We start from the raw sequence: 14204 nt of genomic DNA, 5'->3' as shown, positions 1-14204 counted from the left end.
CGCGCACACATGGCGAACACGATTGAAGCGAAGGTTCCGGACATCGGCGATTTCGATGCCATCCCGGTGATCGAACTGCTGGTGAAGGTCGGCGACACCGTCGCCAAGGACCAGGGCCTGGTGACGCTGGAATCCGACAAGGCGACGATGGAAGTGCCGTCGTCCGCCGCCGGCGTGGTGAAGGAACTGCGGGTGAAGCTGGGCGACACGGTGTCCGAGGGCAGCGTGATCGCGATCCTCGAGACGGCCGATGTGGCTACGCCGTCGCAGCCCCCATCCCAACCTTCCCCCGCGAGCGGGGGAAGGGGCGAAAGCGCGGCGCCTGCCGCCGCGCCTGCCGCGCCGGTAGCGGCCACCTCCGCGCCTGCGGCACCCGCACCGGCCGCCGCCGCATCCACCGGCCGCAAGGCCGACGTCGAATGCCGCATGCTGGTGCTCGGCGCGGGTCCGGGCGGTTACACCGCCGCGTTCCGCAGCGCCGACCTCGGCCTCGACACCGTGCTGGTCGAGCGCTATCCGTCGCTCGGCGGCGTCTGCCTCAACGTCGGCTGCATTCCGTCGAAGGCGCTGCTGCACGCGGCGAACGTGATCGACGAAGCGGCGCACGCGAAGGACTACGGCATCGACTTCGGCGCGCCGACCATCGCGCTCGACACGCTGCGCGGCTACAAGGACAAGGTCGTCGGCCAGCTCACCAAGGGGCTGTCCGGCATGGCGAAGCAGCGCAAGGTGCGGGTGGTGCAGGGCACCGGCAAGTTCGTGTCGCCGAACGAGATCGAAGTCGTCGGCGAGGCCGGCACGCAGCTCGTGCGTTTCGAGCAGTGCATCATCGCCGCCGGCTCGCAGCCGGTGAAGTTGCCGGCGTTCCCGTGGGACGACGCGCGCGTGATGGATTCCACCGACGCGCTGATGCTGGCCGACGTGCCGAAGTCGCTGCTCGTCGTCGGCGGCGGCATCATCGGCCTGGAGATGGCGACGGTGTACCGCGCGCTGGGCGCGGCGGTGACCGTGGTCGAGTTCATGGACCAGATCATGCCCGGCGCCGACACCGACCTGATCAAGCCGCTCGCCGATCGCCTGAAGAAGCAGGGCGTCGCCGTGCACCTCAAGACCAAGGTCGTCGAGGCCAAGGCGACCGACGCCGGCATCGCCTGCACCTTCGAGGGCGCCAGCATACCCGCGAGCGACACCTACGATCGCGTGCTGGTCGCCGTCGGCCGCTCGCCCAACGGCAAGAAGATCGATGCCGAGAAGGCCGGCGTCGCCGTCGGCGAGCGCGGCTTCATCGCCGTCGATCGCCAGATGCGCACCAACGTGCCGCACATCTTCGCGATCGGCGACATCGTCGGTCAGCCGATGCTGGCGCACAAGGCGACGCATGAAGGCAAGCTCGCGGCGGAAGTCGCCGCCGGCGAAAAGAAGGAGTGGGTCGCGCGGGTGATCCCGTCGGTCGCCTACACCGATCCGGAGATCGCGTGGGTCGGCGTCACCGAGACCGAGGCGAAGGCCAAGGGCCTGAAGATCGGCGTCGGCAAGTTCCCGTGGGCCGCCTCCGGCCGCGCGATCGGCATCGGTCGCACCGAGGGCTTCACCAAGCTGATCTTCGACGAAGCCAGCCACCGCATCATCGGTGCCGGCATCGTCGGCGTGCATGCGGGCGATCTCATCGCCGAAGCGGCGCTTGCGATCGAGATGGGCTGCGAGGTCGAGGACATCGGTCACACCATCCATCCGCATCCCACGCTCAGCGAATCGGTGGGCATGGCGGCGGAAGTGTTCGACGGCACCATCACCGACCTGTACATCCCGAAGAAGAAATGATCGCGGTGCATCGGCGGTTCGTCCGATGAAGACGCTCGGCCTGCTCGGCGGCATGAGCTGGGAATCGACGCTGCCGTACTACCGCATCGTCAACGAGCGCGTGCGCGCACGCCTCGGCGGCCTGCATTCGGCAAAGCTGGTGCTGCACAGCGTCGACTTCGCCGAGATCGAGGCGTTGCAGCATGCCGATCGCTGGGACGACGCGGGTGCGCTGCTCGCACACGCCGCGCGCGGACTGCGCGCCGCGGGCGCGGACGCGATCGTGCTGTGCACCAACACCATGCATCGCGTCGCGCCCGCGATCGAAGCCGCGATCGATGTGCCGCTGCTGCACATCGCCGATGCCACCGCGCGTCGCCTGCGCGCTGCGGGGCTCGATCGCGTCGCGTTGCTCGGCACGCGCTTCACGATGGAGCAGGCGTTCTACCGCGACCGCATCGAGGCCGCCGGCATCGCGGTGATCGTGCCGGACGCTGGTGATCGCGAACGCGTGCATCGCGTGATCTACGACGAACTGTGCCTCGGTCGCCTGCACGACGCATCGCGCGAGGACTATCGCCGCATCATCGCCACCCTGGTCGCGCGCGGCGCGCAGGGCGTGATCCTCGGCTGCACCGAGATCGGCCTGCTGGTGGGCGAGGGCGATGCCGACGTGCCGCTGTTCGACACCGCGCGCATCCACGCCGAAACCGCAGCGGACTGGGCGCTGGAGGCCTGATCCGGACAAGACGAAGCCCCGGCCGGGGAGAGCCGGGGCTTCGAGGGCCTGCCGGACCGCCGGGGGACGGCCGCATCGCACCGCGCAGGACGCCAGACTGGACCCGAGCGCCGGCACGAAAGTTCCGCGTTTGCCGTCGATCAGTCCGTGAATGTGACGGCGGCAAGGAATTTCGTCGAAATTCCCATTGAATTCAATGGATTGCGTGTCGGCATTCCGCCCCGGAGGGCGCCTGCCTACGACCATGGGCGCGGTTGCCCCGGAAAATGCGCGGCTGCTATACTTTTTCGGCTTCGCAGGACGGTTTTCGGCTGCCATCGGCGCCGGTCCGGCCTGTCGTCTCCGCCAAATCCCCGGGTGCCGCGTGCTGAATTCTGTCGCCGCGGGCCGCCGACTGGCGCGACGCACGGTGCTGACCCAGGCCGTGGCCGTCGTGATCGCAGCCGCGGCCTGTCTGACGTTCGGAGGGTCTGCCGCGCTCGCCGCGCTGGTCGGAGGCGCCGCGATGACCCTCGGCACGGCGCTGGCCGCCTGGGGGGCCTTCCCGGGCGGCGTGGTCGGCGCGGAAATGGCGTTCGGCCGGCTGCTGCTGGGGATCGCGGCGAAATGGATCGTGGTGGCCGCGGGGCTCTGGCTCGCGATCGCCGTGTGGAAACTGCCGGCGGTGCCGGCGCTCGTCGGAGCGGCCGCGGCCGCGGCCGGCGTGCTGTTCACCGCGAGGTCCGGGTTGCGCTCCTGAGGGGCGGCCGGGCCGGACGGAACGTGACAACCGAAGCGCCGCGAACTTCCTCGCGGCGGACCTGGCGGGGAAACCCGTGGAAACGAGGGCGACGGCGTGAGTGCTGAGAAAAGTGGCGGCGGGCTGACCGAGTACATCGTCCATCACCTGACCCACAACAAGGTCGACGTGGCCGGCCACAGCCTGCACATCGACTCGTGGGTGATCTCGCTGGTGCTGGGCCTGCTGGCCTGCTTCCTGATGTGGACCCAAGCGCGCAAGGCGACCTCGGGCGTGCCCTCGAAGGCCCAGGCCTTCGTCGAGATCGTGGTCGAGTTCGTCGACGGCCAGGTCAAGGACGCCTTCCACGGCGACCGCCGCTTCATCGCCCCGCTGGCGCTGACGATCTTCGTCTGGGTCGTGTTCATGAACACGATGGACCTGCTGCCGCTGGACCTGCCGGGCCGGATCATCGCCTGGGTCGCCGGCGAGGAAACCGCCCACCACACCTACCTGCGCGTGGTCCCGACCGCCGACGTGAACACCACCTTCGGCATGTCGATCACCGTCTTCCTGCTGATCATCTTCTACTCGATCAAGGCCAAGGGCTTCGGCGGCTTCACCAAGGAGCTGTTCACCGCCCCGTTCCACGGCCACGGCGTGATGGCCATCATCCTGGCCCCGTTCAACCTCTTCCTCAATCTCGTCGAATACCTGTCCAAGCCGGTGAGCCTCGGCATGCGACTGTTCGGCAACATGTACGCGGGCGAGCTGCTGTTCATGCTGATCGCCGGCCTCTTCGCCTCGTGGGCCACCTTCGTCCCGGGCGTGCTGATCAATGCGGGCTGGGCGATCTTCCACATCCTGATCATCCTGCTGCAGGCGTTCATCTTCATGGTGCTGACCGTCGTGTACCTGTCGATGGCACACGAGCACCACTGAGTCGCGCTTTCTCAAGTCTTCGCTTCAACCCTCCACGCTTCCTCCATCCATCTCGTTCAATCCGGAGTTCACCATGGAATTCATCGCCAACGTCCAGGGCTTCACCGCCATCGCCATCGGCCTCATCGTCGGTCTCGGCGCGCTCGGCGCAGCGCTCGGCATCGGCATCATGGGTTCGAAGTTCCTCGAATCCGCCGCGCGCCAGCCGGAACTGGTCCCGATGCTGTCGGGCCGCATGTTCCTGCTCGCCGGCCTGATCGACGCGGCGTTCCTGATCGGCGTCGGCGTCGCGATGATGTTCGCGTTCGCGAACCCGCTGCTGGCCGCGCTGCAGAACGCCGCGGGCTGATCGGCACCAGCGCGGCGCCCGTCGAGGCGCCGCGCCACCGCTTGCGTCCATCGCGGCCACGGGTCGCGGTGGGCGCCGATTCGCAGGACTCGCTTCCGCAGGGCACGTCATGAATCCGAATATCACCTTGCTGGGCCAGATGATCTCATTCGCGATCCTCATCTGGTTCACCGTCAAGTTCATCTGGCCGCCGCTGACGAAGGCGATCGAGGAGCGTCAGCAGAAGATCGCCGACGGTCTCGCCGCCGCCGACAAGGCCAAGGCCGAGCTGGAACAGGGCGAAGTCAAAGCCGCCGAAGAGCTCAAGGCCGCCCGCGCCAAGGCCAACGAGATCATCGAGCAGGCCCACCAGCGCGCCAACCAGATCATCGACCAGGCCAAGAACGACGCCATCGCCGAGGCCAACCGGCAGAAGGCAGTGGCCGAGGCCGAGATCGTCGCCGCCGCCAACCGCGCCAAGGAAGACCTGCGCAAGCAGGTGTCCGTCCTCGCCGTGTCGGGCGCCGAAAAGCTGCTGAAGCGCGAAATCGACGCCAACGCCCACAAGGCGCTGATCGACGAACTCGCCGCCCAGCTCTGACGGCACGGAGACTCCGATGAGCCAGGCTCTGACCCTCGCCCGTCCCTACGCCCGCGCCGCTTACGCGATCGCGCGCGAGACCGGCACCGCCGCCACGTGGTCCGACGCGCTTGCCTTCGCGGCGCGCGTCGCCGCGGACCCGCGCGTGAACGCACTGCTCGGCCACCCGCAGCTCGGTCGCGACGACGCGGTCGCGCTGCTGTCGCCGGACGGTGCGTCCGACGCCTTCCGCGACTTCCTCGCGCTGCTGGCCGACAACCGTCGCCTGCCGCTGCTGACGGAGATCGCCGGGCTGTTCGAAGAGCAGCGTGCCGAGGCCGAGCGCATCGTCAAGGCGAAGGTGACGTCGGCGACGGCGCTGCCCGCCGCGGAACTGGACACGATCAAGGCCGCGCTGAAGCGCCGCTTCGGCCGCGACGTCGCCATCGAGACCGCGGTCGACGAAGGCCTGATCGGCGGCGCGGTGATCGACGCCGGCGACGTGGTGATCGACGGTTCGCTGCGCAGCAAGCTCGCGCGGCTGCAGTCCGCGCTGGCGCACTAACACAATTCGTAACGGCGGGCCGCAGCCCGTCCTACCCAGGAAACGACCATGGCTACCTCCCAGCTCAACCCGTCCGAAATCAGCGAACTGATCAAGACCCGCATCGAAAAGGTCAAGCTCGCCGCCGAGGCGCGCAACGAAGGCACCGTGACCTCGGTGTCCGACGGCATCGTGCGCATCCACGGCCTGGCCGACGTGATGCAGGGCGAAATGATCGAGCTGCCGGGCGACACCTTCGCGCTCGCGCTGAACCTCGAGCGTGATTCGGTGGGTGCCGTGGTCCTCGGCGACTACGAAAACCTGCGCGAAGGCGACACCGCCAAGACCACCGGCCAGATCCTCTCGGTTCCGATTGGTCCGGAGATGCTGGGCCGCGTGGTGAACGCGCTGGGCGAGGCGATCGACGGCAAGGGCCCGATCGAGGCCAAGCTGAAGGCGCCGGTCGAAACCATCGCCCCGGGCGTGGTGTGGCGCAAGTCGGTCGACCAGCCGGTGCAGACCGGTTACAAGTCGGTCGACTCGATGATCCCGATCGGCCGCGGCCAGCGCGAACTGATCATCGGCGACCGCCAGACCGGCAAGACCGCGCTCGCGATCGACGCGATCATCAATCAGAAGCACTCGGGCATCAAGTGCATCTACGTGGCCATCGGCCAGAAGAACTCGACCATCGCCAACATCGTGCGCAAGCTCGAAGAGAACGGCGCGATGGCGTACACCACGGTCGTCGCCGCCTCGGCGTCCGAATCGGCCGCGATGCAGTACATCGCCGCCTACTCGGGCTGCACCATGGGCGAGTACTTCCGCGACCGCGGCGAAGACGCGCTGATCATCTACGACGATCTGTCGAAGCAGGCCGTGGCCTACCGCCAGATCTCGCTGCTGCTGCGCCGCCCGCCGGGTCGCGAAGCGTACCCGGGCGACGTGTTCTACCTGCACAGCCGCCTGCTCGAGCGCGCCGCCCGCGTGTCGGCGGACTACGTCGAGAAGTTCACCAACGGCGAAGTGAAGGGCAAGACCGGCTCGCTGACCGCGCTGCCGATCATCGAAACGCAGGCCGGTGACGTGTCCGCGTTCGTGCCGACCAACGTGATCTCGATCACCGACGGCCAGATCTTCCTCGAAACCGACCTGTTCAACGCCGGCATCCGCCCGGCCGTGAACGCCGGCATCTCGGTCTCGCGCGTCGGTGGCGCGGCCCAGACCAAGATCATGAAGAAGCTGTCGGGCGGCATCCGCATCGCGCTCGCCCAGTACCGCGAGCTCGCCGCGTTCGCGCAGTTCGCCTCGGACCTCGACGAAGCCACCCGCAAGCAGCTCGAGCGCGGCCAGCGCGTCACCGAGCTGATGAAGCAGAAGCAGTACGCGCCGATGTCGGTCGCGCAGCAGGCGCTGTCGATCTACGCGGTCGACAAGGGTTACATGGACGCGGTCCCGGTCGCGAAGATCCTCGCGTTCGAAGCCGGCCTGCAGGCCCACTTCGCCAACAACTACGGCGACGTGATGGGCAACATCGACACCACCGGCAACTGGAACGACGAGATCGAAGGCACCTTCAAGAAGGGCATCGAAGAGTTCGTGAAGACCGGTACCTGGTAACGGCTTCGTAGGGCGGGTCTCGACCCGCCTTCGGTGACGGCGAATTCTGCAACGGCGGGTCGAGACCCGCCCTACGGGAAAAAGCGATGGCAGGCGGCAGAGAAATCAAGACCAAGATCAAGTCGGTGCAGAACACCCGCAAGGTGACGCGCGCACTGGAAATGGTCTCGGCCTCCAAGATCCGCAAGGCGCAGGACCGGATGAAGGCCTCGCGTCCGTATGCGCGCGCGATGAAGCAGGTCATCGGCCACCTCGCGCAGGCCAACTCCGAGTTCCACCATCCTTATCTGGTGGAGCGCAAGGAGATCAAGCGCGTCGGCTACGTCATCGTCTCGTCCGACCGCGGCCTTGCCGGCGGCCTGAACAACAACCTGTTCCGCAAGCTGCTCGGCGAGATCCGCAAGTGGCAGGAGCAGGGCGTCGAGGTCGACGTCGTCACCATCGGCCAGAAGGCGACCGTGTTCTTCCGCCGCATCAAGGTCGGCATGCTCGCCTCGGCGACGCATCTGGGCGACACCCCGCACGTCGACCAGCTGGTCGGCGTCGTGAAGGTGATGCTCGATGCCTACAGCAGCGGGCAGCTCGACAAGGTGTTCCTGGTCTACAACGACTTCGTCAATACGATGACCCAGCGCGCGGCGTTCGACCAGCTGCTGCCGCTGCCGGCTTCCGAGACGGCGGTTGCCCACCATGACTGGGACTACATCTACGAACCCGACGCGCAGGCCGTGCTCGACCACGTGCTGACCCGCTACATCGAATCGCTGGTGTACCAGGCGGTGATGGAGAACGTGGCGTCGGAACATGCGGCGCGCATGGTGGCGATGAAGGCCGCCAGCGACAACGCGACCAAGCTGATCGGAACGCTGAACCTGGTCTACAACAAGGCCCGACAGGCCGCGATCACCCAGGAAATCTCCGAAATCGTCGGCGGCGCGGCCGCGGTCTGACGACGCGACGATACGGACCGACCTCATGCAACAAGACTTTTTCGAATCGGGAACCTCCATGAATACCGCCGCCAACACGCAAGGCAAGATCGTCCAGATCATCGGCGCCGTCGTCGACGTCGAATTCCCGCGCGCCGACGTGCCGAAGGTGTACGACGCGCTCAAGGTGCAGAACACCGAGATCACCCTCGAGGTCCAGCAGCAGCTGGGCGACGGCGTGGTGCGCACGATCGCCCTCGGTTCGACCGACGGCCTGAAGCGCAACCTGATCGCCGTGAACACCGGTCGCGCCATCTCGGTGCCGGTGGGCAAGGGCACGCTGGGCCGCATCATGGACGTGCTGGGCAATCCGATCGACGAGTGCGGCCCGGTGCAGGCCGATGCGCACTGGGAAATCCACCGTTCCGCGCCGACGTACGAAGAGCAGTCCTCGTCGACCGAGCTGCTGGAAACCGGCATCAAGGTGATCGACCTGATGTGCCCGTTCGCCAAGGGCGGCAAGGTCGGCCTGTTCGGCGGCGCCGGCGTGGGCAAGACCGTGAACATGATGGAGCTCATCAACAACATCGCGACCGAGCATTCGGGTCTGTCGGTGTTCGCCGGCGTCGGTGAGCGTACCCGCGAAGGCAACGACTTCTATCATGAAATGCAGGAGTCGAACGTCGTGGTCGTGGGCGACACCGACAAGTCCAAGGTGGCGATGGTGTACGGCCAGATGAACGAGCCGCCGGGCAACCGCCTGCGCGTCGCGCTGACCGGCCTGACCATGGCGGAATACTTCCGCGACGAAGGCCGTGACGTGCTGCTGTTCGTCGACAACATCTACCGCTACACGCTGGCAGGTACCGAAGTGTCGGCGCTGCTGGGCCGCATGCCGTCGGCGGTGGGTTACCAGCCGACCCTGGCCGAGGAAATGGGCGTCCTGCAGGAACGCATCACCTCGACCAAGACCGGTTCGATCACCTCGATCCAGGCCGTGTACGTGCCCGCGGACGACCTGACCGACCCGTCGCCGGCGACCACGTTCGCGCACCTTGACGCGACCGTCGTGCTGAGCCGCAACATCGCGTCGCTCGGCATCTACCCGGCGGTCGATCCGCTGGACTCGACCTCGCGCCAGCTCGACCCGAACGTCATCGGCAACGAGCACTACGACACCGCGCGCCGCGTGCAGGCCACGCTCCAGAAGTACAAGGAGCTGAAGGACATCATCGCGATCCTGGGCATGGACGAACTGTCGGAAGACGACAAGCTGGCCGTGGCCCGCGCCCGCAAGATCGAGCGCTTCTTCTCGCAGCCGTTCACGGTCGCGGAAGTCTTCACCGGTTCGCCGGGCAAGTACGTGTCGCTGAAGGACACCATCCGCGGCTTCAAGGGCATCGTCGACGGCGAGTACGACCACCTGCCGGAGCAGGCGTTCTACATGGTCGGCGGCATCGAGGAAGCGGTCGAGAAGGCGAAGAAGCTGGCTGCGTGATGCAGGGCGGGTCTTGACCCGCCACGCCACTGCGAGACAAGCGGCGGGTCGATGCCCGCCCCACGAGGAATCGGAAACACATGGCCACCATCCGTTGCGACATCGTCAGCGCCGAAGCCGAGATCTTCCACGGCGAGGCCACGCTGGTCGTCGCCACCGGCGAGCAGGGCGAACTCGGCATCGCGCCGCGCCACGCGCCGCTGATCACCCGCCTCAAGCCCGGCAAGGTCGTCGTCACCACCGCGGCCGGCGAAACGCTGGATTTCGCGATCTCCGGCGGCATCCTCGAAGTACAGCCGCAGGTCGTGACCGTGCTGGCCGACACCGCAGTGCGTGCGCAGGACATCGACGAAGCCGCCGTGAAGGCCGCGATGGAAGAAGCCAAGCGCGCGCTGGAGCACAAGGATCCGAAGATGTCGGCCGAGGAAGCCCAGGCGCAGCTGGCGATGAGCCTCGCCCAGCTGAGCGCGCTGGAGCGCCTGCGCAAGAACCTCAAGCACTGAGGTTCCTGCCTTCGCGATACACGGAAACGCCGGCGAAAGCCGGCGTTTTTCGTGTGCGGCGACGATTCGCGGGGCGTCAGCGTTTGTAGACCCAATGCCGCGAGGCAAGGAAGCCGGCGAGCCCGAGCGCCAGCTCGATCGCCGGCTTCGCCAGCCACGCGCCGCGCAGGCCGAAAACATCGTCGATGCCGCCCATCGCCAACGTGCTGACGGTGGTGGTGCACAGCCACAGCAGCACGAAGCGCCGCAGCTGCGTGCCGCCGAGGCGCGTGTCGTCGCCGGCGAAGGTGACCTTGCCGTTGAGCCAGAAGCCGAGCATGGCGCCGGCGATGCGGCCGCAGACGTTCGCGGCCTCGATCGGCCATCCGCCGTGGCTGGCGACCACGGTCACGGCCCAGTCCAGCAGCCATTGCAGGCCGCCGATGAGCAGGTAATGGCCGCCCTGCCGCGAGAGGCTCATGGCGACGTTGCCGGTGCAGGCGAGCGATCGAGGCGCCATAGCGTCAACGTGCCTTCGCGTTCGATCGCATGCGCGCGTGCGCTGCGCAGGCCCGCCCGCAATGCGGGCGAAGCCACGGCGTCATCGGTCAGCGTCCAGCGGATCCCGTGCGTGGTGAACAATCGTCGCCATGCTGCGCCCGAGGCATCGCCGTCCGCCGCCTGTGCCTCGCGCTGCAACCATGGCGCATGCGGCGACACCGTGCGCCCTCGGCCGCCGAGTTCGGCGACGAAGCCGCGCTGCGGATCGGTCGCCAGCACGACGCCGTCGTCGCCGGGCGGCAGTTGGCGCAGCAGCAGGCGTTCCGGCAGCCACTCGCGCAGCACGACGGTGTCGTCGAACGGATTGCGCAGCGTGCGCTTGAACACGGACGCGTGGTGCAGCCAGCTGGCGTTCGCCTGGAACGCGAGATCGAGCGTGCACAGCGCGATGAGCGCCCACGCGAACGTGCGCCGGCCCGACGCGGCCTCCATCCCGATCGGCAGCAGCACCAGCAGCAGACCCAGGCCGGGCCACGCGTAGCGCGCGTACTGCATCGACAGCAGTGGCAGCAGCATCGCGGCCGCGGCGCACAGCAGCAGGCCGCGCCGGCGCGGGCGCAGCAGCGCGAGCAGCAGCACGCCGCCGAGCGCGATCGGCGCGAAGCCCAGCGCGCCGTCCCAGCCTTCGAGGTAGCGGTCGGTGTCGAACACCATGCGCCACGGCAGGTCGAACGCGAGGCCCGCGTGCCAGCGCGCATCGTCGAGCTGCGCGGCCGGCATCACCGGCGATCGGAACACCTGGTTGAACAGCGGCAGCAGCGGATTGCCGGTCGCGCGCCAGGCCATGGCTTCGCTCGACAGCGCGACGACGGCGAACAGCACGACCGCGATCGGCAGCCGCGACCACGGCAGTGCGCCGCGATGCCGCCACGTTGCGTACACCAGCAGCGGCAAGGCGGCGATGCCGTGCACCGGCTTCAGTGCGAGCAGGCCGGCGAACAGCACCGCACCGGCCCACAGGCGGCCGGGTGCATCAGCAACGATGACGGCCGCCAACGCGAGCGTGACCGCGGTTGCTGCAAGTTCGGTCTGCTGCCCGGCGGCCATCCACACCAGCGGCGGGAGACTGGCGAGCAGCGCAAGCGACGCCCAGCGTTCGCGCGGTGCGGCATGCAGTGACGTGAGCAGCGATCCCGCGGCACCGGCCATCACCAGCAGCCACAGCGCGTTCATCGCACCATGCGCCTCGCGCAGCGCGAGCACGCCGACGATCCCGTGCAGCACGTCGCCCGCCCATGGCGCGTACGCCCACATCTGCGCGCGCGCATCGGGCGCGTAGGCGCCATGCAGGCGCAACTGCGCGGGCAGGCCGAGGTGGTAGGTCAGGTCGTCCATCTGCAGCGACGGCAGCCAGCAGGCCGTCGACGCCAGCCCGAACAGCAGCACCGTCGCCGCCGCCGCGCGCGGCGCTTCGCCGACGGCGGTGCGCCAGCCGACCGCGATCGCGCGCAGGGCATCGCCGATGACGCGGCGACGCCAGACGATGATCAGGAGCAGCAGCGGCCACCAGACGATCACGCGGTGGATCGGCCACGGCAACGTCCAGCCGGTGGTTCCGGCGATGGCGATCAGTCCGGTGGCAGTGGCGATTGCGGCCCGCGCCGGCACGCGCGCGGGCACGAGCCACAGGCCGACGCCCAGCGCCGCGGCGCCCAGCGTCGCCGCCGACAGCATCGGCAGCGCGCCGGCGTAGACGACCAGCACGATCGTCCAGACCGCGGCGAGCGCGGCTGCCATCGAACCGCGCAAGAGCATCCGCAGCGGCCATGCGACGAGACCGCTCAGCCCCGCGAGCACCAGCGACAGCGCGAAGCGCTCGGCCGGCAGCACGCGCCAGGTGTCGTGGATGATCAGGCCGGCGATCGTCGCCGCGAAGCCGGCCGCCAGTGCGATGCGCATCGCCCGCGAGGGCGACGGCGGATCGAGGGCGGCAGGCGATGCGGACATGCGCGGGGAATCGGCCGGGAACTGGGGGCGCCGGCATCGTAGCAGCCCGCTGCCGCTAGAATGCCGGCATTCCCGGCCCCGGAGCCCGCATGACCGCCCCTCTCCATGTCGTCGTCCTCGCCGCGGGCGAGGGCAAGCGGATGAAGTCCGCGCTGCCCAAGGTGCTGCAGAAGATCGCCGGCGTGCCGATGCTCGCGCACGTGATCGCCAGCGCGCGCGCACTCGTGCCGGCCGGCATCCACATCGTCTACGGCCACGGCGGCGACGCCGTGCGCGCCGCGTTCGCCGACCAGCCGGACCTGCGCTGGGCCGAGCAGGCGGAGCAGCTCGGTACCGGCCACGCGGTGCAGCAGGCGATGCCCGGCGTGCCCGACGACGCGCGCGTGCTGGTGCTGTACGGCGACGTGCCGCTGATCCGCGCCGAGACCCTGCGCCGGCTGCTCGATGCGCCGGGCCGGCTCGCGGTGCTGGTCGCCGAAGTCGCCGATCCCACCGGCTACGGCCGCATCGTGCGCGATGCGCAGGGGCGGGTCGCGTCGATCGTCGAGCACAAGGACGCCGACGAGGCCACCCGCCGCATCCGCTCGATCAACACCGGCATCATCGCTGCCGACGCCAATGCCCTCGTGCCGTGGCTGGACCGGCTGTCGAACCAGAACGCGCAGGGCGAGTACTACCTCACCGACGTGTTCGCGATGGCCGCCGACGAATTCGTGCCGGCCGAGATCGTGACCGTGCACGACCCGATGGAAACCGAAGGCGCGAACGACCCGTGGCAGCTCGCGCAGCTCGAACGCGCGCTGCAGCTGCGCCGCGTGCGCGCGCTGTGCGCCGACGGCGCGCGCTTCGCCGACGTCAATCGCGTCGACGTGCGCGGCACGGTGACGGTGGGCCGCGACGTGGAGATCGACGCGAACGTGGTGTTCGAGGGCGAGGTCGCACTCGGCGACGGCGTGCGCATTGGCCCGTTCTGCCGGCTGAAGGACGTCGTGCTCGCGGCCGGTACCGAGGTGCGCGCGCATTGCGACCTCGACGGCGCGCGCACCGAAGGCGCGGTGCAGATCGGCCCGTTCGCGCGGCTGCGCCCGGGCACGATGCTTGCCGATGGCGTGCACGTCGGCAACTTCGTCGAGACCAAGAACGCGCGGCTCGGCGCCGGCAGCAAGGCCAACCACCTGACCTACCTCGGCGATGCCGTGGTCGGTGCGGGCGTGAACGTCGGCGCCGGCACCATCACCTGCAACTACGACGGCGCCAACAAGTCGACGACGACGATCGAGGACGGCGCCTTCATCGGCTCCAATGCCGCGCTCGTGGCACCGGTGACGATCGGTGCGAACGCGACCGTCGGCGCCGGCTCCACCATCGTCGAGGACGTGCCCGCGGGCAAGCTCGCGATCGCGCGTGCGCGGCAGGTCGGGATCGATGGCTGGAAGCGGCCGGTGAAGACGCCGAAGAACTGACGACGCACATGCTTTGGTAGAGCGGCCTGACCAGCCGTTCGGCTGGTCAGGCC

The 14204-nt window shown here is 68.6% G+C and carries 14 protein-coding genes; 12 read left to right on the top strand and 2 right to left on the bottom strand.

Annotation, left to right across the window (positions count from 1 at the left end; genetic code table 11):
- Positions 1-9 precede the first annotated feature (9 nt).
- The 11 genes from lpdA (at position 10) to ACT53R_RS14770 (ending at position 10201) form a co-directional block, all read left to right on the top strand.
- Positions 10-1821: a dihydrolipoyl dehydrogenase gene (gene lpdA / locus ACT53R_RS14820; protein ID WP_476172668.1), complete on the top strand. Its 1812-nt coding sequence runs from the start codon at positions 10-12 to the stop codon at positions 1819-1821.
- A gap of 25 nt (positions 1822-1846) precedes the next feature.
- The gene (locus ACT53R_RS14815; protein WP_476172667.1) at positions 1847-2539 is read left to right on the top strand and encodes an aspartate/glutamate racemase family protein; all 693 of its coding nucleotides are present in this window, start codon (positions 1847-1849) and stop codon (positions 2537-2539) included.
- Between the two features lie 244 nt (positions 2540-2783).
- The gene (locus ACT53R_RS14810) at positions 2784-3278 is read left to right on the top strand and encodes an ATP synthase I (RefSeq protein WP_476172666.1); all 495 of its coding nucleotides are present in this window, start codon (positions 2784-2786) and stop codon (positions 3276-3278) included.
- A 96-nt stretch (positions 3279-3374) separates the two neighbouring features.
- Complete coding sequence (gene atpB / locus ACT53R_RS14805) at positions 3375-4199, top strand: F0F1 ATP synthase subunit A (RefSeq protein WP_476172665.1); 825 nt, start codon at positions 3375-3377, stop codon at positions 4197-4199.
- 73 nt (positions 4200-4272) lie between these two features.
- Positions 4273-4548, top strand: a complete 276-nt coding sequence (gene atpE / locus ACT53R_RS14800; protein ID WP_476172664.1) for a F0F1 ATP synthase subunit C — start codon at positions 4273-4275, stop codon at positions 4546-4548.
- A gap of 109 nt (positions 4549-4657) precedes the next feature.
- Positions 4658-5128 carry a F0F1 ATP synthase subunit B gene (locus ACT53R_RS14795; protein ID WP_476172663.1) on the top strand — a complete coding sequence of 157 codons (471 nt, stop codon included), beginning with the start codon at positions 4658-4660 and terminating at the stop codon, positions 5126-5128.
- A gap of 16 nt (positions 5129-5144) precedes the next feature.
- On the top strand, positions 5145-5672 hold the full coding sequence (locus ACT53R_RS14790; protein WP_476172662.1) for a F0F1 ATP synthase subunit delta: 528 nt from the start codon (positions 5145-5147) through the stop codon (positions 5670-5672).
- A gap of 48 nt (positions 5673-5720) precedes the next feature.
- A complete protein-coding gene (atpA, locus tag ACT53R_RS14785; RefSeq protein WP_476172661.1) occupies positions 5721-7271 on the top strand; it encodes a F0F1 ATP synthase subunit alpha in 1551 nt (516 codons plus the stop codon).
- Positions 7272-7357: 86 nt separating this feature from the next.
- Positions 7358-8221, top strand: a complete 864-nt coding sequence (gene atpG / locus ACT53R_RS14780; RefSeq protein WP_476172660.1) for a F0F1 ATP synthase subunit gamma — start codon at positions 7358-7360, stop codon at positions 8219-8221.
- A gap of 58 nt (positions 8222-8279) precedes the next feature.
- On the top strand, positions 8280-9698 hold the full coding sequence (atpD, locus tag ACT53R_RS14775; protein ID WP_476172659.1) for a F0F1 ATP synthase subunit beta: 1419 nt from the start codon (positions 8280-8282) through the stop codon (positions 9696-9698).
- Between the two features lie 80 nt (positions 9699-9778).
- Positions 9779-10201, top strand: coding sequence for a F0F1 ATP synthase subunit epsilon (locus tag ACT53R_RS14770; RefSeq protein ID WP_476172658.1), 423 nt, complete (start codon positions 9779-9781; stop codon positions 10199-10201).
- Positions 10202-10277: 76 nt separating this feature from the next.
- On the opposite strand, the gene ACT53R_RS14765 is transcribed toward ACT53R_RS14770, so the two are convergent.
- Both ACT53R_RS14765 and ACT53R_RS14760 read right to left on the bottom strand, forming a co-directional pair.
- A complete protein-coding gene (locus tag ACT53R_RS14765) occupies positions 10278-10661 on the bottom strand; it encodes a GtrA family protein (protein WP_476172657.1) in 384 nt (127 codons plus the stop codon).
- On the bottom strand, positions 10658-12688 hold the full coding sequence (locus ACT53R_RS14760; protein WP_476172656.1) for a hypothetical protein: 2031 nt from the start codon (positions 12686-12688) through the stop codon (positions 10658-10660). Before ACT53R_RS14760 ends, ACT53R_RS14765 begins: the two co-directional genes overlap by 4 nt.
- 89 nt (positions 12689-12777) lie before the next feature.
- Between ACT53R_RS14760 and glmU the strand changes: the two genes are divergently transcribed.
- Positions 12778-14151, top strand: a complete 1374-nt coding sequence (gene glmU / locus ACT53R_RS14755) for a bifunctional UDP-N-acetylglucosamine diphosphorylase/glucosamine-1-phosphate N-acetyltransferase GlmU (RefSeq protein WP_476172655.1) — start codon at positions 12778-12780, stop codon at positions 14149-14151.
- Positions 14152-14204: the final 53 nt, after the last annotated feature.

This window comes from Lysobacter sp. DMC104 (assembly GCF_056313665.1).
This window is presented reverse-complemented; position numbering and strand designations above follow the sequence as displayed.